This is a genomic window from Pseudomonas sp. GL-RE-26, assembly GCF_019956275.1.
GTDB lineage: Bacteria > Pseudomonadota > Gammaproteobacteria > Pseudomonadales > Pseudomonadaceae > Aquipseudomonas > Aquipseudomonas grandcourensis.
The window spans coordinates 27,000-53,806 of sequence record NZ_JAHBDI010000016.1 but is presented as its reverse complement, the minus strand read 5'-3'; the positions used below and the strand labels follow the sequence as shown (position 1 = coordinate 53,806).

27 protein-coding genes and 2 tRNA genes are annotated in these 26,807 nt (G+C 55.7%); 23 read left to right on the top strand and 6 right to left on the bottom strand.

The genetic code is table 11. From position 1 onward, the window contains the following. Positions 1-69 precede the first annotated feature (69 nt). The 6 genes from KGB07_RS12955 (at position 70) to KGB07_RS12930 (ending at position 6,045) form a co-directional block, all read left to right on the top strand. The gene (locus tag KGB07_RS12955; RefSeq protein WP_046040862.1) at positions 70-2,301 is read left to right on the top strand and encodes an AsmA family protein; all 2,232 of its coding nucleotides are present in this window, start codon (positions 70-72) and stop codon (positions 2,299-2,301) included. Further along, positions 2,298-3,365, top strand: coding sequence for an A/G-specific adenine glycosylase (gene mutY / locus KGB07_RS12950; protein WP_046040860.1), 1,068 nt, complete (start codon positions 2,298-2,300; stop codon positions 3,363-3,365). The genes KGB07_RS12955 and mutY overlap by 4 nt, the downstream gene beginning before the upstream one ends. After that, on the top strand, positions 3,362-3,634 hold the full coding sequence (locus tag KGB07_RS12945) for an oxidative damage protection protein (RefSeq protein WP_007989188.1): 273 nt from the start codon (positions 3,362-3,364) through the stop codon (positions 3,632-3,634). The genes mutY and KGB07_RS12945 overlap by 4 nt, the downstream gene beginning before the upstream one ends. A gap of 103 nt (positions 3,635-3,737) precedes the next feature. Next, positions 3,738-3,813 (top strand) — tRNA-Phe (locus KGB07_RS12940). Between the two features lie 319 nt (positions 3,814-4,132). Continuing rightward, positions 4,133-5,212, top strand: a complete 1,080-nt coding sequence (locus KGB07_RS12935; protein ID WP_223465560.1) for a hypothetical protein — start codon at positions 4,133-4,135, stop codon at positions 5,210-5,212. Positions 5,213-5,253: 41 nt separating this feature from the next. After that, positions 5,254-6,045 carry a TSUP family transporter gene (locus KGB07_RS12930; RefSeq protein WP_046040857.1) on the top strand — a complete coding sequence of 264 codons (792 nt, stop codon included), beginning with the start codon at positions 5,254-5,256 and terminating at the stop codon, positions 6,043-6,045. 123 nt (positions 6,046-6,168) lie between these two features. On the opposite strand, the gene KGB07_RS12925 is transcribed toward KGB07_RS12930, so the two are convergent. Then, on the bottom strand, positions 6,169-6,618 hold the full coding sequence (locus tag KGB07_RS12925) for a carboxypeptidase regulatory-like domain-containing protein (protein ID WP_223465559.1): 450 nt from the start codon (positions 6,616-6,618) through the stop codon (positions 6,169-6,171). Between the two features lie 253 nt (positions 6,619-6,871). On the opposite strand from KGB07_RS12925, the gene KGB07_RS12920 reads away from it, so the two are divergent. From KGB07_RS12920 to KGB07_RS12905, 4 genes are all read left to right on the top strand, one after another. Then, entirely contained in the window at positions 6,872-7,621 is a 750-nt protein-coding gene (locus KGB07_RS12920; protein WP_046040854.1) for a DUF1016 N-terminal domain-containing protein, read from the top strand. Positions 7,622-7,689: 68 nt separating this feature from the next. Further along, complete coding sequence (locus KGB07_RS12915; RefSeq protein WP_046040852.1) at positions 7,690-8,664, top strand: alpha/beta fold hydrolase; 975 nt, start codon at positions 7,690-7,692, stop codon at positions 8,662-8,664. Positions 8,665-8,700: 36 nt separating this feature from the next. Then, positions 8,701-9,117 carry a hypothetical protein gene (locus tag KGB07_RS12910; protein WP_046040850.1) on the top strand — a complete coding sequence of 139 codons (417 nt, stop codon included), beginning with the start codon at positions 8,701-8,703 and terminating at the stop codon, positions 9,115-9,117. 6 nt (positions 9,118-9,123) lie between these two features. Next, positions 9,124-9,576, top strand: a complete 453-nt coding sequence (locus KGB07_RS12905) for a hypothetical protein (protein WP_223465558.1) — start codon at positions 9,124-9,126, stop codon at positions 9,574-9,576. Between the two features lie 71 nt (positions 9,577-9,647). Here KGB07_RS12905 and gabP read toward each other — a convergent pair whose 3' ends face one another. Continuing rightward, positions 9,648-11,039 carry a GABA permease gene (gene gabP, locus KGB07_RS12900; protein WP_046040847.1) on the bottom strand — a complete coding sequence of 464 codons (1,392 nt, stop codon included), beginning with the start codon at positions 11,037-11,039 and terminating at the stop codon, positions 9,648-9,650. Positions 11,040-11,603: 564 nt separating this feature from the next. Between gabP and KGB07_RS12895 the strand changes: the two genes are divergently transcribed. From KGB07_RS12895 to KGB07_RS12835, 13 genes are all read left to right on the top strand, one after another. Further along, positions 11,604-12,377 carry an ABC transporter ATP-binding protein gene (locus KGB07_RS12895; protein ID WP_046040846.1) on the top strand — a complete coding sequence of 258 codons (774 nt, stop codon included), beginning with the start codon at positions 11,604-11,606 and terminating at the stop codon, positions 12,375-12,377. A 13-nt stretch (positions 12,378-12,390) separates the two neighbouring features. Beyond that, positions 12,391-13,140, top strand: coding sequence for an ABC transporter substrate-binding protein (locus tag KGB07_RS12890; protein WP_015093061.1), 750 nt, complete (start codon positions 12,391-12,393; stop codon positions 13,138-13,140). A gap of 72 nt (positions 13,141-13,212) precedes the next feature. After that, the gene (locus tag KGB07_RS12885) at positions 13,213-13,908 is read left to right on the top strand and encodes an ABC transporter permease (RefSeq protein ID WP_046040843.1); all 696 of its coding nucleotides are present in this window, start codon (positions 13,213-13,215) and stop codon (positions 13,906-13,908) included. Continuing rightward, positions 13,905-14,594, top strand: coding sequence for an ABC transporter permease (locus tag KGB07_RS12880; protein ID WP_008046525.1), 690 nt, complete (start codon positions 13,905-13,907; stop codon positions 14,592-14,594). The genes KGB07_RS12885 and KGB07_RS12880 overlap by 4 nt, the downstream gene beginning before the upstream one ends. Continuing rightward, complete coding sequence (locus KGB07_RS12875; protein WP_223465557.1) at positions 14,575-15,804, top strand: methyltransferase; 1,230 nt, start codon at positions 14,575-14,577, stop codon at positions 15,802-15,804. Before KGB07_RS12880 ends, KGB07_RS12875 begins: the two co-directional genes overlap by 20 nt. A gap of 343 nt (positions 15,805-16,147) precedes the next feature. Then, positions 16,148-16,972 (top strand): FkbM family methyltransferase, encoded by an 825-nt coding sequence (locus KGB07_RS12870; RefSeq protein WP_223465555.1) that lies wholly within the window; start codon positions 16,148-16,150, stop codon positions 16,970-16,972. Between the two features lie 78 nt (positions 16,973-17,050). After that, positions 17,051-17,126 (top strand) — tRNA-Thr (locus tag KGB07_RS12865). Between the two features lie 165 nt (positions 17,127-17,291). Further along, positions 17,292-18,620 (top strand): tyrosine-type recombinase/integrase, encoded by a 1,329-nt coding sequence (locus KGB07_RS12860; RefSeq protein WP_223465553.1) that lies wholly within the window; start codon positions 17,292-17,294, stop codon positions 18,618-18,620. Positions 18,621-19,522: 902 nt separating this feature from the next. Further along, positions 19,523-20,503: an integrase domain-containing protein gene (locus KGB07_RS12855; protein WP_046040837.1), complete on the top strand. Its 981-nt coding sequence runs from the start codon at positions 19,523-19,525 to the stop codon at positions 20,501-20,503. Then, complete coding sequence (locus tag KGB07_RS12850; protein ID WP_046040835.1) at positions 20,500-20,775, top strand: hypothetical protein; 276 nt, start codon at positions 20,500-20,502, stop codon at positions 20,773-20,775. The genes KGB07_RS12855 and KGB07_RS12850 overlap by 4 nt, the downstream gene beginning before the upstream one ends. Positions 20,776-20,890: 115 nt before the next feature. Further along, on the top strand, positions 20,891-21,835 hold the full coding sequence (locus KGB07_RS12845; RefSeq protein ID WP_046040834.1) for a hypothetical protein: 945 nt from the start codon (positions 20,891-20,893) through the stop codon (positions 21,833-21,835). A gap of 99 nt (positions 21,836-21,934) precedes the next feature. Beyond that, entirely contained in the window at positions 21,935-22,309 is a 375-nt protein-coding gene (locus tag KGB07_RS12840) for a hypothetical protein (RefSeq protein WP_038978441.1), read from the top strand. 90 nt (positions 22,310-22,399) lie between these two features. Further along, the gene (locus KGB07_RS12835; RefSeq protein WP_038978440.1) at positions 22,400-22,957 is read left to right on the top strand and encodes a hypothetical protein; all 558 of its coding nucleotides are present in this window, start codon (positions 22,400-22,402) and stop codon (positions 22,955-22,957) included. Between the two features lie 41 nt (positions 22,958-22,998). On the opposite strand, the gene KGB07_RS12830 is transcribed toward KGB07_RS12835, so the two are convergent. The 4 genes from KGB07_RS12830 to KGB07_RS12815 form a co-directional block, all read right to left on the bottom strand. Further along, positions 22,999-23,193: a hypothetical protein gene (locus tag KGB07_RS12830; RefSeq protein ID WP_152641206.1), complete on the bottom strand. Its 195-nt coding sequence runs from the start codon at positions 23,191-23,193 to the stop codon at positions 22,999-23,001. Between the two features lie 236 nt (positions 23,194-23,429). Further along, the gene (locus KGB07_RS12825; protein WP_223465571.1) at positions 23,430-24,284 is read right to left on the bottom strand and encodes a reverse transcriptase family protein; all 855 of its coding nucleotides are present in this window, start codon (positions 24,282-24,284) and stop codon (positions 23,430-23,432) included. Positions 24,285-24,732: 448 nt separating this feature from the next. After that, positions 24,733-25,077, bottom strand: a complete 345-nt coding sequence (locus tag KGB07_RS12820; RefSeq protein WP_185754785.1) for a hypothetical protein — start codon at positions 25,075-25,077, stop codon at positions 24,733-24,735. Then, positions 25,074-25,919: a hypothetical protein gene (locus KGB07_RS12815; RefSeq protein ID WP_046040833.1), complete on the bottom strand. Its 846-nt coding sequence runs from the start codon at positions 25,917-25,919 to the stop codon at positions 25,074-25,076. The genes KGB07_RS12820 and KGB07_RS12815 overlap by 4 nt, the downstream gene beginning before the upstream one ends. Positions 25,920-26,807: the final 888 nt, after the last annotated feature.

Below are 26,807 nucleotides of genomic sequence, written 5' to 3'. Positions count from 1 at the left end.
GGTCGTCTGTTCGGGGGCGCTATACTCCTCGGCTAAATTTTGAATTCGATTAATTACAAGGACTCGCCCATGAAAGCGTTCGGCAAAATCCTGGGTCTGGTACTTCTCGGGCTGTTGCTGATCATTGTGGCGCTGGGCTTTGCCCTGACCCACCTATTCGATCCCAACGACTACAAAGACGAGATCCGCCAGATTGCCCGCGACAAGGCGCACATCGAGCTGACACTCAATGGCGATATCGGCTGGAGCCTGTTCCCTTGGCTGGGCCTGGAACTGCACGACGCCAGTGTGGCGACCCTGATCAAACCGGCCGAACCGTTTGCCGACTTGCAGATGCTCGGCCTGTCGGTGCGCGTACTGCCGCTGCTGCGCCGTGAAGTGCAGATGAGCGACGTGCGAGTCGAGGGCCTGAACCTGCGCCTGAACCGTGACAAGGACGGCCACGGCAATTGGCAAGACGTCGGCAAGGTACCGGCACCGGCCAACACCGACACGACCAGCACTGCGCCCGCAGCGAGTGAACCTGCACCTGCCACCAGCGTCGCGGCCGAAAAACCGCCGCAGCCGATCCGCCTGGACATCGACAGCCTGACCGTGAACAACGCACGGGTCGAATACAGCGACGAAAAAACCGGCAAGAGTTTCAGCGCCGAAAGCATCCAGTTGAGCACCGGCGCGGTTCACGACTCCGTCAACATTCCGCTCAAACTCACGGCTTTCCTGTCCGCCAACCAGCCGGCATTGCGAGTGCGTACCGAGCTCAATGGTGAGGTGCGTATCGCACGTGCACTGCAGCGCTATCAGCTCGAAGACATGAAGTTGTCCGGTGAAGTGACCGGCGACCCGCTGCAAGGCAAGACCATGACGTTCTCCGCCCAGGGCCAGTTGGTGCTGGACAAGGCCGCCAATGTCGCCGAGTGGACCGGAATCAAGATCTCCGCCAACCAACTGCGGGCACTGGGCGAACTGAAAGTCAACGACCTCGACAAGACCCCACAAGTCAGCGGCGGTATCTCGATTGCCCAGTTCGACCTGGCGAAATTCGTCGACAGCATCGGCCAGAAACTCCCAGCTATGGCCGAAGGCAGCCTGAGCAAGGTCGAACTGGTCAGCCGTCTGGCAGCTACACCCACCAGCCTGGCGCTCGACAACCTCAACCTGAAAGTCGACGACAGCACCTTCAGCGGCCGCATTGCCGTCGAAGATTTCGCCAAGCAATCGCTGCGCGCAGTACTCAAGGCCGACACCTTCAACGTCGACCGTTACCTGCCGCCGAAATCCGCCGAGGCCAATAGCGCAACACAAGTGCGTCAGGCCGAAGTCGCCAACACCGAAGCCGAAGCCATGGCCGGCGCCGGCAGTACTCCGTTGCCTCCCGCGCCGACCAAGGACGCCTGGAGCAGTGAGCGCCTGTTGCCCGTAGAACGCTTGAGCAAGCTCGATGTGGACGCCGACCTGACCTTCGGCCAGTTGACCCTGCAAAAACTGCCGATCCATAACGCCGCACTCAAGGCTACCGGCCAGGGCGGCCTGCTGACACTGGCCAACCTGCGCGGCGACCTGTACGAGGGCAACTTCGAAACCACCGGCACGCTCGATGTGCGCCAGCCGGTGCCGGCGCTGAACCTGCAGACGAAGATCAGCCGGGTACCGGCAGAAAAAATCCTCGAAAGCCAGGGCAAGAATCCGCCGGTCAAAGGCCTGGTCACGCTCAACAGCAGCCTGACCGGCAGCGGCAACAGCCAGAAAGCGTTGATCGAAACCCTCAACGGCAACGCCAGTTTCATCATCAACAATGGCGTGCTGCTCAACGCCAACCTTGAGCAACAGCTGTGCAAAGGCATCGCCACGCTCAACCGCAAAACCCTCAACGGCGAACCCCGGGGCAAGGACACACCCTTCCAGGAACTCAAAGGCAATCTGACCTTCCATAACGGCGTGGCCAGTAATCCGGACCTGAAAGTGCGCATCCCGGGCATGACCGTCAACGGTGGCGGTGACATCGATCTGCGAGTGCTGGGCATGGACTACCGCGTTGGCATCATCGTCGAAGGCGATACCAGCGCCATGCCGGACCCGGCCTGCCAGGTCGGCGACAAGTTTGTCGGCATTGAGTGGCCACTGCGCTGCCGCGGCCCGCTGGAGCTGGGCGCCAAGGCTTGCCGCCTGGATAACGAGCGCATGAGCCAGGTCGCGGCCAAACTGGCTGGCGACAGGATCAGCGAAAAAATCGACGCGAAATGGGGCGACAAGGTCGACCCGAAACTGAAAGACGCGCTCAAGGAGCTGTTCAAGCGATGAGAGCCGAGCAGTTTTCAACGGCGGTGCTGGAATGGTTCGACCGCCACGGCCGTCACGATTTGCCCTGGCAGCAGGACATCAACCCGTATCGGGTGTGGGTCTCGGAAATCATGTTGCAGCAGACCCAGGTCAGCACCGTGCTGAACTACTTCGACCGCTTCATGGCCTCGTTGCCAACGGTCGAAGCCTTGGCGGCGGCACCGGAGGACGAAGTGCTGCACCTGTGGACGGGCCTGGGTTACTACACCCGCGCACGCAATTTGCAAAAGACCGCGAAGATCGTCGTCGAGCAGTATGGCGGCGAGTTTCCCCGGGACGTGGAAAAACTCACTGATCTGCCGGGGATCGGCCTGTCCACCGCTGGCGCCATTGCCAGCATCAGCATGGGCCTGCGCGCGCCGATCCTCGACGGCAACGTCAAACGGGTGCTGGCGCGATTTACCGCGCAAGAGGGCTACCCCGGCGAGCCGAAGGTCGCCAAACAGCTCTGGACCAACGCTGAGCGCTTTACGCCTCACGATAGGGTCAACGCCTACACCCAGGCGATGATGGACCTGGGCGCCACGCTCTGCACCCGCAGCAAACCGAGCTGCCTGCTGTGCCCGCTGGAAAAGGGCTGTGAGGCGCACATGCTCGGCCTGGAAACCCGCTACCCGATCCCCAAGCCGCGTAAAGCCATCCCACAGAAACGCACGCTGATGCCGATGCTGGCCAACGGCGAGGGCGCGATCCTGCTTTACCGTCGCCCGTCCACGGGCCTGTGGGGCGGCTTGTGGAGCTTGCCGGAACTCGACGACCTCGACGACCTGCCGCACCTGGCATCGCAGCACTCGCTGGAACTGGGCACCCAACAGGCATTGCCGAGCCTGGTGCACACCTTCAGCCATTTTCAGTTATCCATCGAACCCTGGCTGGTTCAGGTCCAGGAGTCCGGCCATCACGTGGCCGAGGCTGACTGGCTCTGGTATAACCTCGCCACCCCGCCGCGCCTGGGCCTTGCCGCCCCGGTCAAAACCTTGCTCGAACGCGCGGCCGCCGTATTGAACGCAGGAGAGTCGTCATGACCCGCACCATCATGTGCCGCAAGTACAAAGAAGAATTGCCAGGTCTGGAGCGCGCTCCCTTCCCGGGCGCCAAGGGCCAGGACATTTTTGACCACGTCTCGCAAAAGGCCTGGGCCGACTGGCAAAAGCACCAGACCCTGCTGATCAACGAAAAACGCCTGAACATGATGAACGCCGAAGACCGCAAATATCTTCAGGGCGAGATGGACAAGTACTTCTCCGGCGAGGATTACGCCAAGGCCGAAGGCTACGTGCCGCCGTCGGAGTAACCCCGATTTCTCGGGGGTCGGAACGTAAGCGACGGTAATAATTAAAATTTTTTTGAAAACTTGCTTGACGACCCCCTGAAAAACCCGTTTAATGCGCCCCGTTGCCCAGATAGCTCAGTCGGTAGAGCAGGGGATTGAAAATCCCCGTGTCGGCGGTTCGATTCCGTCTCTGGGCACCAAATACCGAAAACCCTGAATCGCAAGATTCAGGGTTTTTTTATGCCTGCGATTTGATGAGGCATCGGTCCAGCCACCATCGAAGCGACAATTCCCCACCTCCTGTCACCACGCCAGCAAGCGCCCGTAACGGTTGCCGAGGCTGACTCCCGAAAAGCCTTCAGGCATCGGATATCGGTAATTCCTGGTTGCCCCCGGCCTGTCAGAACGCTCCGTCTGCTTTAACGGAAATGGATGACATACGCCGATTAACAGTTTGTGCAGAATCAAAGGAGGAGCTGCCGCATAACCGGCAGCAGATACACAGCAGGGATGTAGAAAATGACTGACGCCGTTCAACCAGACGTCGAAACCGCTGAGCTTTTTACCGAACAAGAAATCAGAACTTTCAGCTTTGATATTCCGCAGTCAACGTTGCTTCACACATTCGCCGAAGAACTGGCCGCCATCGGTGGACCGCAGGCACCGGGAGCCAAGTCCAAAGCCGCTTGTGCAGCTATTGAATTGAAGTTCTCGTTCTCGAAAGACCAATGCGAACTGTTGAGTGCCTATTCCAATGGGCTTGTTTCCGTATTGATCTTTGATGGGTTGCAAAAAATCTCAGACGCCAGCCCTCCAGATGAACTACCAGACCAGACTTTCCTGGAAAACCGATACGACGTCCTTTGCCTGGCCGCCCGTAATCAGATTTTGTTGAAACTGGTAGATAACAGGGCCTTTGCCTACGACATGGACAATGAAGGAAAACTGGTTCGACTGGTGGCCAACTTCGAGGGCGGCGGACTGATCAGAATCCCTGCCGAGCCGGATATCAAAGAACTGAGTTCCCACTCCGGCCTGGCGCTAGGTCCACACACCGAGGCTCCTTACTGGTGCGCCATAAACGCGAAAGACGGGCACTCACCCTCGCCGTCGTCGCTGATACTCTCAGCCTTGTGGAACCCGAGCCTGGAGCCAACACGAGTCATTCCACTGACTCCCATACTCGAAAAAATCGGCGTAACCAACTGCCTCGCGCTGACTACGGGGAGTTTTCAGTTCACCCGCAGTGACTCCTTCGTCAGAGGCAAGGGAGAGGATGGTCACAATGTTTCAATCCTGGAGTTCGATGACAACGTCGGGTTCGCCGCCCGTTTCAACTCATACCGATTTTCGGTTAACGGCAATGCCTCACGTTTCGTCAAAACGGCCTATGCCGCCCTTTGCCAGGGTGTGCGCGAAGCAACTCCAATCGAATACACACTGACGCAAGAGTCCGCCTTGCTCATCAATAACGTTCGGGCGCTGCACGGCCGGGACATCATTCAAGACAACAGACGGGTGCTAGTTCGCATTTTTGGCCTGTCGAAATTTTCGTCTCCTATCGTTATTTCAGAAGACCCGCTGAGGCTGCTGGGCTGACTTTTGGATGACTTGCCAGTAACTGTAAAAGAGGGATCGGAATGTCTTGGGATGTAATTGGCCTATTGGCGCTCGTGGCGTTCTGCGCCGGTTTTTTTGATGCAATTGCGGGTGGGGGCGGACTGATAACCTTGCCTGCACTTTTTCTGGCTGGGGTGGACCCTATCAGTGCGATTGCCACGAACAAGTTCCAGGCCGCTTCGGCAACTGTTTCGGCAACTGTAACCTTTGCTCGCAAAGGAATGATCGAGTGGCGCGAAGGGCGTTTCCTGGTTATCTGCGGGTTTATTGGCGGCGCCAGTGGTGCCTTGCTGGTCAGCTCTATTGATAAGCGCTACCTGGAAGTTTGCGTACCTATCATGCTGATTCTGGTGGCCATCTATTTTGCGCTCTCTCCAAAGCTGGCCAATGAAGATCGACGCAAGAGAATCGGCATTCTGCTTTTTTCGTTTAGCGTGGCGCCGATTCTGGGCTTTTACGACGGTATATTTGGCCCCGGTGTGGGCTCTTTCTTTATCGTCGGATTCGTACTGCTCTGCGGCTTGGGCATGATGCGGGCCATGAGCTTTACCAAACTTGCCAACGCCTCATGCAATCTCGGTTCCCTGTCGGTCTTTATCACCAAAGGTGTGATTATCTGGCCGATAGCCATTGCCATGGCTTTGGCGGCCTTCGTCGGCGCTCAATTGGGTGCACGGGCCGCTGTCCGGGTCGGACCACGGTTGATCAAACCTATGTTGATCGTGGTCTGCTGCGCCTTGGCCATCAAGCTGCTGAGCGTAGAAACCAACCCTTTACGCGTTGCACTCATCCAGACATTGGCGTCGTTATGATCATCACGTCGATAATGATCGGCGCCCCAGACGGGTTTGTACGCCGTTCATGAGACCACATACAAGAAACCCTGAATCACAAGATTCAGGGTCTGGTTGCGCCCCTTGATTTGCAGCCTCTCGCTAACTCGCATCATTCCAGTGGAAAACCAGGTTACGGGCTGCACCACTGCCAACATCGGCAACGTCATGCCGTGTTTCTCCGTGATGCGTCGCAATGACGGTGTATTTCCCGGCTGGCAGCTTCACGTAGACCAGCGGACCGGCGTCATTGAGCGTCAGCACGGTCTGTCCCGGGGCCTTCTGAATAACCACATTCACGTCTGAAGCGTATTCATTTCCCGTCCCGACAGAGAACGTCATGTGCAAGTTATAGCCGGTGGTCTGCTGGATGGCCTTGGACTCATCCTCGCCAATACCGCCCGACAGGTAGGTGATGCCGTTTTGTTCCTGGCTTTGCGCCTGCACCCCCTGGCTGTCGATGGGCTCGAGGCTGGCGGCAGGTGACATCGCAGGAAACATCAGCACGCCTACAGCGGTGAGGGGCAACAGGAGTGTATGGAGGTATTTCATGATGACGACTCCCGGGTTCTGCAGAACCCAATCGTTACATCCTTTGGATTTCCATTCGGAGGGAGGGGTTTAGATTGATTTGACCTGAGTACGAAACGTACTACGCCATTTGTTCCTCATCCCTCGCCAGGATTTAGACCCGTCCTGCCTGAGAACCCGGTATTTCCTGCCTGTTTCTCAGTAACACCCGGCATCTTTGAAGGGTGCTCACTTGTCATTCTCTTTCGCTGTTCAACCTGCTGCGGAAGACCTCATGACGACCCTCACACCCCACGACACTCACGACCCACATCTGGCATCACTGCTTGGCAACCTTGGAAAATTGATCCATCAGGCACGTCAGAAGGTGCTTCGGGCGGTCGATACTGTTCAAGTGCAGACCTGTTGGCAGATTGGCCGGCACATCGTTGAGTTCGAACAGAACGGCGCGCGACGGGCCAGGTATGGCAAAGAGTTACTGTCGACCTTGGCCAAAGTGCTAACTGCGGAGTTCGGAAAGGGATTTGACGCTTCCAACCTGCGGTATATGCGTCTGTTCTATCAAGCCTTTCCAATTCGTGACGCACTGCGTCACGAATTGAGCTGGACCCACTACCGCCGCTTGCTTCGAGTCGACAACGACAGCGCTCGTCTCTGGTACATGAACGAATCAGCCACCCAAAACTGGTCAAGCCGAGCGCTGGAGCGCCAGATCAATACGTTGTACTACGAACGCCTGCTGGCGAGCCGCGATCGCGGCAGCGTCAAGCAGGAGGCCGCCACCCACATTCAAAACATGAAGGCCAGCCCTCGGGATTTCATCCGTGATCCGGTGGTACTGGAGTTTCTTGGCTTACCCAATGCCGGCAAGCTTCAGGAAAGCGAGATCGAACAAGCGCTGATCGAACAATTGCTCGCCAGCAAGTACAAGCTTGTCCTGCCGAGTGAAGAGGAACTGCGTGACGCACTGGATCGGGAGCGAGCAGCACTTGAAGAGCGATTGACTAATCAACAACCGCGCTGAGGCGAACGGATTGTTCATCAACGGCATCAGGACTATCGTTGGCAGCTACCCACAAAGGACTGACACCGATGAGTTTGCAGGACACGCCTCCACTGGCCCCCACTCGCATCGAGTTGCCGCTGCCGGATACCACCCCCGGCAATCCGTTCAAGGAAACCGCCCCGGACGGTTTCATCCTCGGTGGCTTCACCTGGCGACACGCCTCTCAGGACGCAGCTCGTCCGGTGGTGATCATCAATGCCGCCACGTCGGTCCGTTGCCGGCATTACTCACGTTTTGCCGACTACCTGTTCGCCCACGGCTTCGATGTCATCACCTATGACTACCGCGGCATCGGCGAGTCGCGTCCGGCATCGCTCAAGGGGCTTCAAGCCTCGTGGACCGATTGGGGTACGCTGGATTTCGAGGCGATGCTCAAGCGCGCACAGCGCGAGTTTCCTGGCCAGCCTGTCGATGTGGTCGGCCACAGCTTTGGCGGCTGTGCAGCGGGCCTGGGGGCGTCCGGGCACCTGATCCGGCGTCTGGTGACGGTCGGTGCGCAATTCGCCTACTGGCGCGACTATGCGCCGGCCCATCGCTGGCGCATGTTCGGCAAGTGGCATGTGCTGATGCCGCTGGTGACGATGATCTACGGCTACTTTCCGGGCAAACGCCTCGGATGGCTGGAAGACACACCCGCCGGCGTGGTCCGTGACTGGAGCCTCTCCACTGCCCGCTACGAGAAACGCTCCAGCGGCCGCACAATCAACAAAACCACCGGGCAGTTGCCCTTTGCCAGCGTCACCGCGCAAACCCTGGCCATCAGCATCAGCGATGACCCCTACGGCACTGTCCCGGCCATCGAACGCTTGCTCGGCTACTTCACCGGCAGCACAAACTCCCACCTGCGTATCCATCCCGAAGACATCGGCGAAGAAGAAGTCGGACATTTCGCCTTTTTTCGTAGCGCATACCAAGCCACACTATGGCCCATTGCATTGGCCTGGCTGCAAAACGGCGAACTGGCCCCCGATACCCCCGGGCGGCGAGTGCCACGCAGCTAGGCCCTTTGCCCTCTCAACGAATACGGAACGACACCCATGGCCTCCGCCAACAAGCAGCACAAACGCGCCTCCCGCGCCAAGGCCAAGGCCAAGCAGAACCGCACCCAGCGGGCTGCCGCGCCGGTGGAACTGGACCCGAACGATGATCGCATCGACTTCGAGTCGGTGGACCTGACCGAACTGTTCAAGAAAATGATCGACGCCGAAAAGATCAGCCAGCAAGCCCTGTGCACGGCCTTCCTCGAAGACCCGCTGCTGGAACTGGTGTACGAACAGGAAGGCGAGGAAGGCGCGATGGACTTCATCCTTGCCGCGCTGATCGAGTATCGCCAATGGGCGACCGAAACCGACGAGGCCGGCGCCTTGGCGTGGATCGAATCACCGGCCTTCCAGGCCGACTACGTGGCGGCGTCCGACGCCATTGCCGCGCAAACCCAACAGAAACCGAACTGAGTTCCCATGGCCTCCCTGAACAAGCAACAGAAACGCGCCAAGCGCGCAAAAGCCAAAGCCAAGCAGATCAATATCCACGGCCGCAAACCCGCCGCACTGGACGATGACCTTGGCCACCTCGCCGAACCGATCCCGGAATACACCCTGGCGATGTTCAGCAAAATGCGCGACGCGGAAGCCGTCAGCCGCAACGAAATGCTCTCGGTTCTGCTGACGAACCTGGCCTTTATCATCATCGACCATCCAGAACTGCTGGACATGGAAAACGCCGACGACGAAGGCATGGCCGCCACCCACCTGGCCGCCGACATGCTGATCGACTACCGCATGTGGGCCGACGGCATGGATCGCGAGAGCGCCCAGGCCTGGCTGAGCGAGCCGCAGTTCATCGCCGATTTCAGCGCTGCACTGGATGTCTACCGCGAGTCGCTGGAAGCGCCGGAAGAAAAAGCCGAGTAAAGGTTACGACTCAAACAAAAACGGCCGCTTGTCATCTCTGACAGCGGCCGTTTTGCGTTACGCGATATGGATCAGTTCAGCACTACCGCGCCACGCTTTTCCAGGTTGCGACGGCGAGCCACCAGCAAGCCGGCCGCTACCACCAGAGCACTGAGCAAGCCGGTCGCGAGAATTTCCACGCGATGGGCATCCTGGAACAGCATGATGGTCAGGGCCGCGACGATGAAGACGATCACCGCGTAGGTCAGGCCCGGGAACAGCCACATGCTGAAGGCGATTTTCTCGCCGCGCGCTATACGCTGCTTACGCATGCGCAGTTGCGAAATCGCAATCACCAGGTACACCAGCAATGCGATGGCACCGGAGCTGGCCAGCAGGAATTCGAACACGGCAGCCGGAGCCACGTAGTTGGCGAATGTTGCCAGGAACGCTGCGCCAGTGGACAACATCACTGCCCAGTAAGGCGTGCCACTTTTGTTGGTGCGCGTAGACATCGCCGGCGCATCGCCGCGTTTGCCCAGGGAAAACATCATGCGCGAGGACGTGTAGAGCGCCGAGTTCAGGCAGCTGGTCACAGCAACCAGTACCACAATGTCGACGATCATCTTGGCGTTCGGGATGCCCATGCGTTCAAGCACAGTCTGGTAAGAACCAAGGCTGGCCAGGATCGGGTCGTTCCATGGCACCAGGGCCACAACGATGAAGATCGATACGAGGTAGAACAAGCCGATCCGCCAGATCACCGAGTTGGTGGCCTTGGAGATTTGCTTGCCCGGATCTTTCGATTCCGCGGCTGCGATGGTCACGATCTCGGTACCCATGAAGGAGAACATGGTGGTCAGGATCGCACCCAGCACCGCGCCCATGCCGTTTGGCAGGAAGCCTTGGGTGTCGAACAGGTGCGAAACACCGCTGACCTGGCTGTTCGGCAGGAAGCCGAAGATCGCCAGGACGCCGAGCACAATGAAACCAATGATTGCCACAACCTTGATCAGGGCGAACCAGAACTCGAACTCACCGTAGTTCTTTACGCTGAAGAGGTTGGTCACGGTCAGCAGCATCGTGATGACCAGAGCGAAGGCCCAGATGTCCACGCCAGGGAACCAGGCATGCAGGATGGTCGCGGCGGCGTTGGCTTCCAGCGGAATCACCAGCACCCAGAACCACCAGTACAACCAGCCGATGGTGAAACCGGCCCAGTGACCGATCGCGCGGTCGGCGTAAGTCGAAAACGAACCGGTGTCCGGCGAGGCAACGGCCATTTCGCCGAGCATGCGCATCACCAGCACCACCAACATGCCGGCGGCGGCGTAAGCCAACAGAACAGCCGGACCTGCAGCGGCGATGGCGTGCCCCGAGCCAACGAACAAGCCGGCGCCGATAACCCCGGCAATCGACAGCATGGTCACGTGGCGCGGTTTGAGCCCCTGTTCGAGGCCATTAGAGCTTTGGGTACTGCTCATTAAAACTACCTTTGTAAGGAGAAGCGAATGCGTGCATCCCGTTCGGCAATCCTTCTCGTAAAAAGAAGCCAACGGGGCGTTCTGGATTCTGCACGCAATAATTGCGCCAAAATATTTCAAAACCATCTAACCCGGCGATCTCGCTTAGACCGGACAGTCATCGCAACCCATTGAATTTAATGGCACTTCGCCAGAGCGTTACCCTGCCACCCACTTTGTGGGGTGAATCAGCGCACCGGAAACACACCTGAAAATGGCTCCGCGCACATTAAAAGTGCACAAGCGGTGCATTTGGCCGGATAGCGCTTCCAACACCCTGTCAAAGCTGGCAACATCGCGCCTTTTTTTGCGGCAGCCACCGCGCTTTTTATCGACAGGCAAGGTTCAAACGGCTGTTCGGTTGTTGATGGGGCGACAGTCTGCTGCGCCGATGCGACAACCTGCCACGCACCAGCCGCTTACCGTCCGTAGCGCTGTTGGCTGCCATCGAAACGCTATGCTAGGTTGGCCGCCTCGCCAGGAAGGCCGCCAACAGCAGGAGCGCAACATATATGAGGAACGCACATGGCTGAGGCCGCGCCCGCGCTTGAAATCCGCAACTTGCACAAACGCTACGGTTCGCTGGAGGTGCTCAAAGGCATCTCGCTGACCGCCCGCGACGGCGATGTGATCTCGATCCTGGGTTCCTCCGGCTCCGGCAAGTCTACGTTCCTGCGGTGCATCAACCTGCTGGAAAACCCGCACCAGGGCCAGATCCTGGTCGCCGGCGAAGAACTCAAGCTCAAGGCCGCGAAGAACGGTGAACTGGTGGCCGCCGACGGCAAGCAGATCAATCGCCTGCGTAGCGAAATCGGTTTTGTGTTTCAAAACTTTAATCTGTGGCCGCACATGAGCGTGCTCGACAACATCATCGAAGCCCCGCGCCGCGTGCTCGGCCAGAGCAAGGCCGAAGCCATCGAAGTGGCCGAAGCCCTGCTGGCCAAGGTCGGCATCGCCGACAAGCGCCATGCCTACCCGGCGCAGTTGTCCGGCGGCCAGCAACAACGCGCGGCCATCGCCCGCACCCTGGCCATGCAGCCCAAGGTCATCCTGTTCGACGAGCCCACCTCGGCGCTTGACCCGGAAATGGTCCAGGAAGTACTTAATGTCATCCGCGCGCTAGCCGAAGAAGGCCGCACCATGCTGCTCGTGACCCACGAAATGGGCTTCGCCCGTCAGGTCTCCAGCGAAGTGGTATTCCTCCACCAGGGCCTGGTAGAAGAGCAAGGATCGCCACAGCAGGTGTTCGAAAACCCGCTTTCGGCGCGCTGCAAACAATTCATGTCCAGCAACCGCTAACGGAGCTACCCACATGCAGAACTACAAAAAGGTCTTCCTGGCTGCCGCCGTCACCCTGGCGTTCAGCGCCGGTGCCATGGCCGAAACCCTGAAGATGGGCATCGAAGCGGCTTACCCGCCGTTCAACAATAAAGATGCCAGTGGCAATGTCGTCGGCTTCGACAAAGAGATCGGCGACGCCCTGTGCGCCAAGATGAAAGTCGAGTGCACCGTCGTGACCTCCGACTGGGACGGCATCATCCCGGCCCTGAACGCCAAGAAGTTCGACTTCCTGATCTCCTCGATGTCGATCACTGACGAGCGCAAGCAAGCGGTGGACTTCACCGATCCGTACTACTCCAACAAGCTGCAGTTCATCGCCAAGAAAGACATCGACTTCAAAACCGACAAGGCCGCACTCAAAGGCAAGATCATCGGCGCCCAGCGCGCGACCCTGGCCGGCACCTTCCTGGAAGACAACTATGGTGACGACATCACCATCAAGCTCTACGACACCCAGGAAAACGCCTACCTCGATCTGACTTCCGGCCGTCTGGACGGCATCCTGGCCGACAAGTACGTCAACTACGAATGGCTGAAAAGCGATGCGGGCCGTAGCTACGAGTTCAAGGGCGACCCGGTGGAAGAAAGCGACAAGATCGGTATTGCCGTGCGCAAGAAGGACCCGATCCGCGAGAAGCTGAACACTGCGCTCAAAGAAATCGTCGCTGACGGCACCTACAAGAAGATCAACGACAAGTACTTCCCGTTCAGCATCTATTGATACTGACCTGCCTGACCGGCGCCTGATGGCGCCGGTTCTCGGCCTTGCCTGCCGCGATTTGAAAAGAAATCCATGATTATCGACCTCTACGGATTCGGCCCGGCGCTCGCCGCTGGCGCGCTGATGACTGTGAAACTGGCACTCTCGGCCCTGAGCCTGGGGCTGGTGCTCGGTCTGCTCGGCGCCTTGGCCAAGACTTCCCCGTACAAGCCGCTGCAATGGCTTGGCGGCACTTATTCGACCCTGGTTCGCGGCATCCCGGAATTGCTCTGGGTGCTGTTGATCTACTTCGGCACGGTCAACCTGATGCGTGCCCTGGGCGAGTTCTTCGGCAACCCCGACCTTGAACTCAACGCCTTCGCCGCTGGCGTCATTGCGCTGGGCCTGTGCTTCGGCGCCTACGCCACGGAAGTGTTTCGCGGCGCGATCCTCGCCATCCCCAAAGGCCATCGTGAAGCCGGCGTGGCCCTGGGCCTGTCGAAGTGGCGCATTTTCACCAAGCTGATCATGCCGCAGATGTGGCGCATCGCCCTGCCCGGCTTGGGCAACCTGTTCATGATCCTGATGAAAGACACCGCGCTGGTGTCGGTGATCGGCCTGGAAGAAATCATGCGCCATGCGCAAATCGGCGTGACCGTGTCCAAGCAGCCGTTCACCTTCTATATGGTGGCCGCGTTCATGTACCTGAGCCTGACGGTGCTGGCGATGACCGGCATGCACTTCCTGGAAAAACGTGCCGCTCGCGGCTTCGCGAGGAGCACCCAATGAACTGGGAAGTCATCATCAAATGGCTGCCGAAACTGGCCCAGGGCGCAACCCTGACCCTGGAACTGGTGGCCATCGCCGTGATCGCCGGATTGCTGCTGGCCATTCCACTGGGCATCGCCCGCTCGTCGCGCCTGTGGTGGGTGCGGGCATTTCCCTACGGCTACATCTTCTTTTTCCGTGGCACGCCGTTGCTGGTTCAACTGTTCCTCGTCTACTACGGCCTGGCGCAGTTCGACGCGATCCGTAACAGTTCGATGTGGCCGTACCTGCGCGATCCGTTCTGGTGCGCCACGGCGACCATGACCCTGCACACTGCAGCCTACATTGCGGAAATCCTGCGGGGCGCCATCCAGGCGATTCCACCGGGCGAGATCGAAGCGGCACGGGCGCTGGGCATGTCCAGACCCAAGGCGCTGTTCTACATCATCCTGCCGCGCGCCGCGCGCATCGGCCTGCCCGCCTACAGCAACGAAGTGATCCTGATGCTCAAGGCCAGCGCCCTGGCCAGCACCGTGACGTTGCTGGAACTGACCGGCATGGCCCGCACCATCATTGCCCGGACCTACCTGCCGGTGGAGATCTTCTTCGCCGCGGGCATGTTCTACCTGGTGATGGCCTACGTGCTGGTGCGCGGCTTCAAGCTGCTGGAGCGCTGGTTGCGCGTCGATGCCTGCCAAGGGCGTTGATTCCCACGTGTTGACGGGCGAGGCCCTGCTCGCCCGCTTCACCGCGCTGGATGCTTTTCTGACAGAGCATCAGGCACTGTGGAAACCCCGGCCGTTTACTCATCTACAGCTACCTTGGGAAGCGTCCTACCCTGCTCTGGCCGCATGGCTACGCGAGCGAACGCTGGAAGACGCGGAAAACGCACACAACCAACCTGCCCTCCTGAATGCACCGGAGCCCTTTGCTTCCTTGGCCAGGATGTCTGTTGCCTTGAGTGCCGTGGATGAATTGCCCGCACGCGCGCTCGAAGCGGCCGGCCATCGATTGAACGTCGATGTGCCAGGGCGTAAATGGCAGCAGATCGAAGCCTTCGCCAGTCGATTGCAGTTTTCCGAAGCACCGATGCATTGGCTGGACTGGTGCTCAGGCAAGGGACATTTGGGCCGCCGCTTGCTGCAACCGGGGCAACAACTGACATGCCTGGAATACGACCCAACACTGGTCACCAGCGGCCAGGCACTCAGCCAGCGTCATCACCTGCATGCGCTGCATATCGAACAGGATGTGCTCGCGGCAGACGCAGCTACTTTACTGAGTGCGTATCACACGCCCGTCGCGCTTCACGCCTGCGGTGAATTGCATATACGACTGATTCAACTCGCCAGCGCCACAGGCTGCAAACAGCTCGCCATTGCGCCGTGCTGCTACAACCGGATCAGTCTTGCCCAATACGCGCCGATTTCCTCGGCCGCCAAAGACTCCCGCCTACAGCTTTCCCTCGACGACCTCGCGCTGCCCATGAGTGAAACCGTTACCGCCGGCACCCGCGTGCGACGTCAACGCGACACCTCCATGGCCCGGCGCCTGGGCTTCGACTTGCTGCAACGGCAACTGCGCGGCATGGACGAGTACCTGCCAACCACTTCCCTGCCCAGCGCCTGGCTGGACAAACCCTTCGCCGATTACTGCCATCACCTGGCCGCACTCAAAGAGTTATCCACAATCGGCCCGCAAAATTGGCCAGCCCTCGAAGCCGCCGGTTGGCAGCGACTGGCCGAAGTGCGCAACCTTGAACTACTGCGCGGACTTTTCCGACGCCCACTGGAGCTTTGGCTGGTCCTTGACCGGGCACTTTTCCTCGCCGAGCAGGGCTACAGCGTCCGCGTCGGCACCTTCTGCGAAACTCCGCTCACACCGCGTAATTTCCTGCTCCTGGCCGAACGCGCCTAAACGCATCCGACCTGTGGATAACTCTGTTGATGGAATTATCATGGATCCAATATTCATGCCAGTTTCAGGGCAAAAACCGCACTGTTCATTTTTTGTACACCCACATAAAAAATCGAAAAAACAGGCATTTGCGGACAAATGAGAACAGATCCACAAAATCGGCCTAAACCCAGTGCGCCGCCAATTGCAATGTGCATAAGCATTTAATCAAAACGACATAAACGCCTAATCCCGGACCGCAGACAGGGGAAATTGCACCCTTTCATCACTCTTGATATACACACAGGCAAGGGCGCCGGCAGCGCGGCCACGAACAAGAACATTCCTCCGACAGGATGCGCCAGTGACGTTCATTTCCTACGCACAGAATTTCGAAGACATACGCCTGTGGCGCGCCCTCAAAACCGTCGAGAACGGCTTCTACATCGACGTTGGGGCAAATGATCCCACCCATGACTCTGTCACCAGGGCGTTCTACGACAACGGCTGGACCGGCATCAACGTCGAACCGATGCCCAACTACTACGAAGCCCTGTGCCAGCAACGTCCCAAAGACACCAACCTGCAATGCGCGGCCGGGGAAAGCGCTGACGACCTGACCTTCTACGGCATCGCCGGCACCGGCCTCTCGACCCTCGAGCCGGCCATGGCCAAACTGCACAAAGACGCCGGCATGGACGTGCGCAGTCAAACGATCAAGTCCCGCACCCTGACCTCCATCTGCGAAGAACACGCCCTGGGCCGCGCCATTCACTTCCTGAAAATCGATGTCGAAGGCCACGAAGAAACCGTCCTGCGCGGCATGGACTTCAGCCAATGGCGGCCATGGGTGATCCTCATCGAAACCCCTTGGGCCCGCGACCAGGCCTGGGAAACCCTCGTCACCGACGCCGGCTACCACTCCATCCTGTTCGACGGCATCAACACCTACTACCTCGCCGAAGAACACCTGAACCTCAAACCCGCCTTCGACATCCCGCCGTGCAACCTGGACGAGTTCCAGTTCTGCAAAGGCCACAACTTCAGCCACCCCGTCAGCGACGCCGAACACCAACTCGCCGCCGCCCTGCAACGCGCCGAACAGGCCGAAGCACAGCTGCGCGCGATGCAAAACAGTCGAACCTGGCAAGCCATTCAGAAACTCAAGAAAACCCTGCTGCGCACCTGACCTGAAGCCCGAACAAAAATAGTCAAAATTCAGGGGTTTACAGAAGCCAGCCAATCGCTATAATCGTCGCCCTGACACGCCGGTATAGCTCAGATGGTAGAGCAACTGACTTGTAATCAGTAGGTCCCGGGTTCGATTCCTGGTGCCGGCACCACATTAGGCTCCATTGCATTCCACCGAATGCTCTGGAAGCCCCGAAAACCCGCCCTTTGGCGGGTTTTTTCGTTCCAGGACCCTCCGTCGGGATCCAACAAAATCCCCCTTCCCCGAGGGTATGTTAGGGGTACTGCGATTTCCCGGTCAGGAGCGCGTACCCCCTATGCCACGTCTAGCGATCCCCCTCAGCGACCTGCAATGCCGCACGGCCAAAACCCGCGAACGCGCCTACAAACTGTTCGACGGCGGCGGCATGTACCTTTTCGTCAAACCCAATGGCGTGAAGACCTGGCGCTTGAAGTACACCAAGCCCAGCGGCAAGGAAGGCACGCTCATCATCGGCAATTACCCCATCGTTACCCTTTCCGTCGCACGACGTAAGCGAGACGAAGCCAAGGCGTTGCTGCTCGACAACCTCGATCCAATGGAAGAAAAGAAAAAGGCCAGGATCGTAGCCCAGCGGGCGGCACTGCTTTTCGAAACCGTCGCCCTGGAGTGGCACGCTGATATGTCCCGCCGCTGGACCGAAGGCCACGCAAAAACCGTAATGAGCCGACTGCGCACCCACGTCTTCCCGCTGATCGGCCAACGCCCCATCGCAGAACTTGATACCCACGACCTGCTAGAGATCACCCAGCGCATCAAGGAACGCGGCACCATGGATGTGGCGTTGAGGGTACAGAACTACTTATCCACCATCATGCGCGGGGCCAAAAGGGCTCGGCAGATCACCATGAATCCTGCACTGGATCTGGCAGGCTCGATTCACGCGCCGCGCACAGTCCATCGCCCCGCCCTATCCCTCAACCGCCTACCCGAACTGCTACACCGCATCGACAACTACAACGGTCGCGAGCTGACGCGCCTTGCCGTCCTGTTGACGTTGCATGTATTCGTCCGCTCCAGCGAACTGCGCTTCGCTCGATGGAGTGAGTTCGACCTTCAACGCGCCATGTGGGAAATCCCCGATACGCGCGCACCGATTGAAGGGGTACGCAACTCCACACGCGGGACCAAAATGAACGGCGACATTCAAATGGTTCCGCTATCGCCGCAGGTCATCGAAATACTGGAGCGCCTGCGCAGCCTCAGTCGCTTTTCAGAGTTGGTGCTACCGGGAGACCACAAGTACTGGAAGCCCATGTCCGAGAACACGGTGAACACCATGCTCCGCAACGTCGGCTATGACACCAGCAAGGACGTGTGCGGCCACGGCTTCAGGACCATGGCCTGTAGCGCCCTACTAGAGTCCGGATTATGGACCGACGCTGCCATCGAAAGACAAATGAGTCACAAGGAACGCAACCGCGTGCGCGCCGCTTATATCCACAAGGCCGAATTCCTCGAACAGCGCAGGCTGATCATGGCGTGGTGGAGCAACTACATCGACGCCAACCGCAATGGGCATGTGACGCCCCACGAATTCGCTCACCCGGTCGGCGACAACATTACCGCCCTACAAAATAGCCGTGGCGCATCCAAACGTGGGTAAGCCAATGAGATCACCGTTGTCCGCCCTTCCACGCGGGTCCATCCAAGCGGGGCTGCAAAGCCGCCCTGCTTGGATGGACGTCACTTAAAAAATCTAAAGTCCACGCAACTGTCTGTGGAAAACCACTGATTTCCACCGGTGGATAATTTCATCCACAGCCGCAGAAACCCCGACAACTCGAGCCTTGACCCGAATTATCCACAGGCGTAGAAAAGATAGGGCAAAGCGCTGTCGTTGACAGCAACCCAGGTAGCCAGAACCTTTAAGGCTACGCCACACAGTGGTGGTTCTCCCAAAGTGCGATTAGCGTCCGGCGGCTCGCACGGTCACTCACCGAGTGATGGATGCCTACTTCAGATCGTTGCCATTGCGACAAATACATCCCCCTACCCTGCTGCCCTGCAGCAACCTATCTGCTTGGCCATTTCACTGCGCCAACCTGCGCCCGTCTCTTTCTTCTGGAAAGAGACGGGCGCTCCTACCGCTGCTGCAGCCCAACTCGTACAAGGCTCTGCCGCATTTCCCCTCGTGACAATCGGCGTGACAAACACCGATGTCACCAGCAACAGCGATGCAGATGATGGTGCCGCAGCCCAGAGAATGGACTGCACCTGACTGACAGTCAGGCATGCCCCGGTCATCGCATCACTGCCTTCACCCGACTCAGGATCTCGCGGCACTGGTTTCGTCAGCCAATGCAGCCTCCACCCGCCCACCTGTATCGGTGTTCAGGAGGCCAGATCATGAGATGCCCGAGCTCCCGGTCGTAAAGAGCCGTCAGTCCCGCGTTAGTGGACAACCCTCACAGGTCGCAGGGGCCTTGATCCCTGATAACACTCAACATTCTTGGCGGGATGACGTGGGGAAAGCTTCAAAGATTTGGCTTCGACAGGAATTTGATCATGGCACTGGTAGGTAAACGTGACGGGCGCAATTTTGGCTATGGCCGGCAACTGAGTTATGCCGGGCCACAGGCGCTACGTGATCTGTTTGGCGGCGGGCATTACGGGACGGTCAAAGCACACAGTGATCGTTGGCTGGCGTTTGTACGCTGGTGTCGGTCGGAGGATGGCCCGGGAATTAATGACGCACGGCAGATTGATCGGCAGACCTTGCTGGATTACGCGGAGCATCTGCGTCACCTGGTTGAGCGCAGCGATCTCACCATCGCCACTGCGCAAAACCGATTGTCCAGCGTCAATCGGACCCTGGCAGCGCTTCGCGGTGATCAATATGTGAAAGTACCGAGTCCGAGCAAGGCGCTAGGAATGCGGCGCACCAGTGTTCGTCGTTCGGTGCCGCAAGGCCAAGACCGCGAACATGTGAAGAGGGTCGTAGAGGTGCTTTGCGCACACCAGCAGCCGCGTGCCGCGGCCATCGCTCAATTAGCGCGAGCCACCGGCATGCGCTTACGTGAGGCCATTTTGGCCGACCTTCCGCGCTTAAAACGTGAGGCCGAACAATACGGCAAGATCAACATCCAGGATGGCACCAAGGGGGGCCGCTCAGGTGCCTCGGCACCTCGCTGGATCAGGGCGGATGATCATATTCGCGAGGCGCTGAGATTCGCCGAACAGGTCTCACCCGACGGTAGCCGCAACCTACTTGCACCGAACGAAACCTACCTCGATTTCCAACGGGGAATCGTTCGTCCTGCACGGGACATCCTCCATCAGTACAACCTCAAAGGCTTCCACGAATTGCGGGCAGCCTATGCGTGCGAACGCTATGAGCAAATCACCCACCATCCCGCCCCCATCAACGGTGGCCATTGCTATCAACTCGACCGACGTCTCGATCAGGAAGCCCGAGTACAAATCAGCTATGAGCTGGGGCACAACCGTATCGTCGTGGTGGCCGCTTACATTGGTGGTCGCGCATGAGCACGGTATTCGATATGGATCTGTTCCTGACGGGTGTCCTGACCGGGTCGCATACCACGCGCCAACGCCACCTGCGTCAGGCGAAGGCCATCCAAACAGCGATCGCTGAGCGCTGGCAACGCGACAATCCATGGACTTGGCAGAGAAAACACCTTGCGTGGTTTTTGAATCACCACCTAAACCAGCACACTCAATCGACGCGCTATTACTATTTGCTGACCATGCAATTACTCACTCATCGCTTAGGAAAATCCTGGCAGTTCAACCTCTAAACGAAGGTCAGAAAACGGCCAAAAGCAGCCTGTGGACAAACTAGTGGCAAATCGGTAGCGTCGACCTGTTGCGCTGAATCTTTACTGCCCACAGATAATCTTTTGAGAAGCAAGAATGAGCAAGCCAGGTGATGACCTTGAAAAGATTGTAGAGATAATTGAGCGCTCTATCTCACCTACAGCACGAATAGAACAAAACGTATTTCTTCCGGTGTTGACTTCAACGCAAGGCCACACTGCTCAGTGTGACATTGTGATAAGAAATGGATCGCCTCCCAGAGAGACACTTACAATTGTAGAAGTACAAGATCGCAACTCTAAAGTCGACATCAATACCTTCCGTGGCTGGCTAGGAAAAATTGAAGATGTTGGAGCTCAACATCTTATATGTGTTTCTAGAAAAGACTTTGCTTCCAGCATCAAGGAGAAAGCTGGACAATCCGGCTCGAAAATATTTCTTGTCACATTAAAGGATCTATCGCCGGAAAGGATTCCACTAGATTTTATAAAGTTTATCTTCCTGTATCATCATATAAACATCAAAAACATTCGCAGCATAAGGCCGTATGTTGGGCCAGGCCAAATTGCAAAGCTAGGGCTAAAGCCACTACAGCATGAGCTTGGTGACAAGATATGGTCCCTAGACAAAATAAACATGATTTCATTATTGGATATATGCAGGCTTTCAGTTAGAGACAAGCAAGATTTACTTAACTCAGCGACCAGCGAAGATGGCGTGGGAAAGGCATCATTTAGTAATGCTGGCGAAGATACCCTTTACTATTATTATGATGACGAATTTGTACGTCTTGGTCTGGATTGCGAGTTTGAATGGGAATCCGAGCATGCCGAGATCCCAATGTCTGTCGCCTCCTATGAGCAAGATCAACATGGCGCATTGGCATGGCTTTTTGAAGTGGCTCATAATAGTAAAAGTGGCATGATCTCAGTGAAACTTCCTGTGGTTAAGTTAGAGAACGGAAATTATGAAGTCCTCGACAGCATTATAAATTCTCAACATGAGTACGCCTTCGAAATAATACCGAAATTAAGCAGCTAGCAAGCACGCATAACAAACGGTTCAAGTCGTTCGCTTCACTCACTGGGACCGCGTTCCGCGCGCCCCTTAGCTTAATCACTAGGAATCCAAGGAGACTCCATGGATATCGTATCAACAATCAACAACTCCATCTCCATAGTGAGCAGGCTTCGCGACATATCTAAAAATCTGTCGGAAGCGGAGTTCAAAAATTTACTAGCAGATCTATCGAACGAGCTTGCTGACGCGAAGCTTCAAATTGCAGACCTAAAAACCCAGCTTGCAAATCAAACAGAAAATTTACGAGCTTTAAAGGCCGCAAGTCCAGAGAGCAAGCAGAAGCCCTCCATCAAATGGGGCTGCTATAAATTTGAAGGCGAAGAAGGTCTATACTGCTCCGCGTGCTATGATTCAAAAAACAAAAAGAGCCTAACCAACAGAGTAAATACAAAGAGTCGCTCATGCCCTGTATGTAAAGCAGTAATTGGTTCATGATCCCTAACAAACGGTTCAAGGCCGTTCGCTTCTCTCACTCGGGACGGGCTAAAGCCCGCCCCTTTACCAAGCGTTAGCCAGGGAAAATAGATGGAATTTGATATTAATGTCTTTGCCAAGCTGCTGGCGCCAGCTCTTACAGCCATAGTTGGCTTAATTGTTAAGAGCTACCTTGAGGCAAGGCCAAAACTTATAACCTATCTTGTTCATTCCTCAGCAATACCTCTACATGATGAAAAAAACACGAACGTCAATACTCACAGCATTGTCGTGCGCAATGCAGGGAAGAGAACTGCGCACAATGTACGCATTGGTCATTACTTCTTGCCGGCTTTTCAAATTCACCCTCAACTTGCACATGAAATCATCAGAGGCAAAGATAACTCAGCCGAGATAGTTATTCCCACCCTAGTTCCTGGCGAGCAGATAAGTATTTCTTACTTGTATTTTCCTCCTAGCTTATGGAGTCAAATTCACTCTCACTGCAAGTCAGATGAAATGGCGGCAAAGTACATAAATATTACTCCCGCCATTCAGCCAAGCAAACTTCAGCTCGCTGTAGTTTGGGGGCTGATGTTTGTTGGAGCATCAACTTTGCTTTATTGGTCTATTTACTGGTTGTTGGTATGGGTGCAGAAATCTGCCTAATAAGTCGAGCCTTCGCCGGAACAGCGGAGTCTGTTCGACGATCACAACAACTCGTCGCGCCGGCTGCTCATCCGTCGGTGGATTTCTGAAACCGAAGGTTTGCCGCCTGACACTGAGTGCTGGATCGGACCGTGACCTTGTTCGGCAGGGGTGCATAACCATATGGACAACGCCTCTATCAGCGCAGAGGCTTCGCTGAAGTGGTCACTGCCGGGGCAGAACATCAAAACGGCCATGGTCAGTTACCTCGATGTACCCGGATCATATTTTCTGAACATTAGGGGGCGATAGCCGTATCCCTGACTGGATTTAACACCATCACTCCATCTAACTCTCAATGTTTAACTGGTCGCCAGCCCCAAGCCACCTAACTGAGGGTGGCGACAGGCAGAAATCGGCCAATAGCGGTCGTTAGCACCTTGTAAAGTTAGTGGAGTGCAAAAGGTGGGCTATAGACATTTCTACGAAGTAGTTATGCCTGATAATTTTTACCGAAATGGGGTAGTAATATGTCGCGACAAATCTTAGCATCGGAACTATGAGGTTCCGCTTGCAACCAAAAATTAACTTTTCCTAAAATAGAATCTAGGTAAAACGGGTCTTTGATTTTTTCTTGTGACACATGAGAGAGAAAGCCATATCGCTCGATATAGTGCACCGCCTGCTTTATGGAGCGCCGGAGCTCTCTAGTAATTCTAAGTTTGTCAGCAGCAACTGACAGGCCTGTAACAATTTTTTTGTTTTTGTTTATCATTAATCTAGTTTTTGTAGCATTCACTACAAGCCCATAATCACTCACTATAGATTCTATAAGTGCGGGCAGTTTGTTCGAGATGTAGCCACCTGAAAAGGTCATATCATCAGCGTAACGGGTATATTTCAAGTTGCTCTTGGATGCTAATTTGGCCAGTCGTTCGTCCAACCCATGCAGCAGAATATTCGTAAGGTAGGGGCTTGTAGACGCGCCCTGAACCAAGCAGCCCTTGTTGCAACATAAAGACGCCAGTGCGTATGACACGCCGTGCGAATAACCAAGCCCTGAGAAAAGATTTATTACCCAACCAATTCCTATTGATGGGAAAAAGTCTTTTAGATCCATCTTAAGCAAAACTTTGCAGTTAAGATGGGGGCTTGCGTTAGTGAAAATTGATCGTTTAGGAATGTAGCCGTGCGCGTTATCATGAACGGCGCAGTTGAGAAGGATATTTTGGTAGATCCAATCCTGGCATTGAAGAAGACTGGGGTAGGGGGCATGTATAGTACGATTACCGCCAGTTCTTTTTTTAATAGTGAACTCCCTATAAAATCTGGGGGTTCCGTTTATCATTGCCTGGATGGTTAAATACTCTATTCCAAGCAACAGGGATAAGTGCTCAACCTCGAATATGATTGGAGAGTTAGATGCTGTAAGTGACTTTATTTGATCAAGGTATTGATCTATTGTCTTTTGAGGGATTCCGCGACTTAAAAAAAAGTGCTTCCATTCATTTATTATTTTCATAATAAGCCCACAGATGGCTACCTTCTAGACTTGCGCTCTAAACCGCGAGGCGTGCGGAAGTGGGCGAAGCCCGCTTTTGTGCGCCTTGCGGTTTGCGGAAACGCGAAGCGTTGTAGCATTGCAGCCACTGGTATGCTTCACCGCCAGTGGTTGCAATATCGGTTATCGGACACCTTAACCTAGGGAGCGACTGCACTCCAACGTACTAGCCTCTGTGGGCGAAGGTGAGAATACAGAAATTCAAACAAAAAAACAAATTCTATTATGTCCTAGGTCATTGATCTAGTAGATAGATGTTAGGCACGTAGAAGTCGTCAACTCGAATTTTGCGACCTTTCATTTCGCTAGGGACTTGTCGCCAGCTTTTTCGGCCTGATAGCACCCTTCCGGAACCTGCTAAAAATACTTCTCTTCCTGCCGGACTTAAGTGAATAAGAGAGTCGTGTTCAACTATTAATTTCTTTGCAGCTAGAGCGCTGAACACCTTGAAGAATATTTCGCCAGAGAGCTTGCTGCGTTTTAATATTGTATATGGTTGCAAGCCGGATAATGACTCCTGCAAAACTTTCATTATCACAAAGTCTGCACGAAGCATGCTGGGCGTAGTGTATTTAATCATGCATCCCTCATAGCTCTGTGAAGCATGGTTTTTCGTTTTTGATTGTCAATATAAAATGGCCACCAAAAAATAGGAAATACGCTATTCGGAGTATTCGCAGCCTCTCGACAGTAAGCGGCCTGAGCGCCGTTGTACCCAAGCTTTGGCAGCTTTATGCCTTCATAATCTTGGGAAAGACCTGATTCTAAATCATCCATCAAGGATCGGTATTGAGCCGCAACCTCTTCCGGAAAACATCCATCAATGGCCTTTTTAATTATGAGTTGAGCAGAGATTTCGATTCCAGCCGCCCTAACTGCCTCAACACCGTGAAGAGTTGAAACTAACACTTTGAAAGCAATCGAAAAATCGGCCACACCTGCATTAGTGAAAACACTTGTTAGCTCTTTATAGCGCCCTATGACGGTCTGGCCTGAACCAACAAAGTCATCAATAATATAGATTTTTTTACGCCCAGTGCGTTTAAAGTTTTTTAGAGCCCCGCCAAACGTATTCACACCGCAAAAGCTATGCCACTCCCTTTTGGTGAAAATATATTTTAAGTTATATAAAAGCTCTTGCGAGCTGTCTGGGCCAGAGTCAGCTGCCATTGCTACTATCTGAGCGTTATCCTCGTAACCAGCTTCGGACATAACTTCTTCAGCTAACGAGTTTAATTTCTCGCTATACTCTTGAGCTGATAGATAGGAGAAGTTGTCAAGGATTTTTATTAGCATCTCGCGGGAATTGGCGCATTTGCATTCCTCGTATAGCACATGGCTGAGCTCGGAAGTTTTATCTCCAATCCAAGGCTGGCGAGCAATGAGATTTAATATGGTATTGAAGTTTTCTTTTGTGTCCATGGGGTCGTGTCTGTTGAGCTTCGAGCCTATAGGCCGAGATTTTGCACGTTTCCATGCCGGCTGCTGGAATATAGACGGGTGGCAGCGTGCTATCAAGGCCAATGACTTCAATGTCTATTTCGCTGCGATATGCAAGCGGAGCACGAACGCGTGCCGTGTAGCCTCTCTCAGCCCTGGGAGCCATTCGCGAATGGCAGCTTCTGGCCGTCTGCTGCCTGTCGCCACGGCAGCTTTTGGCGGATTCCTACCTATTCTCGACGGAGGGGATGATCAACAACGTTCGAATTCGGGAGGTTTACCATTCCGTATGCGGCTCTGAATTACTTGCAGACGGACAACGTGCTGACATCTAAAAAATCCCGAGTTCGATTCCACCGAACGCCATAACTAGCTGATTTATTTATAGTTACTAGTTGGGGTACGCCGAGTTTTCCAGCGAACTCCAGACGCCCGAAAAACCTAGTCTCGCCGAAACATACCGTTCGTCTGGTGCCGCACCATACAAAACAAAGCCTCCACAGAAATGTGGGGGCTTTGTTGTTTCTGGTATCCCAGAAATCCAACAGCTACAAACAGCCCCAGTCGATACCGTCTTATCCCCCGCGCCAAATCTGACTGACCGGTTACAATTTCACTTCAGCGCGACGTTGACGATCTCCTCCAGCAACCTAAAATGCGTCCAATACACCCGCCAAGCCTAGGTTGACCCAGTCAACAAGCTCAAATCGTGCGGGTTTTCTTTGCCTGGAGAAAGCTACATGAGGCCATCCGACAAACCGGCCCTCAGCGTAGAACAGCAATTGGAGCAAGGTTGCACTCAATGGTTTTGAAGATAGTGGTTAGATCTCTAACTAAATGTTTGCGCCTCTATAAAGGCTTAACTCAATG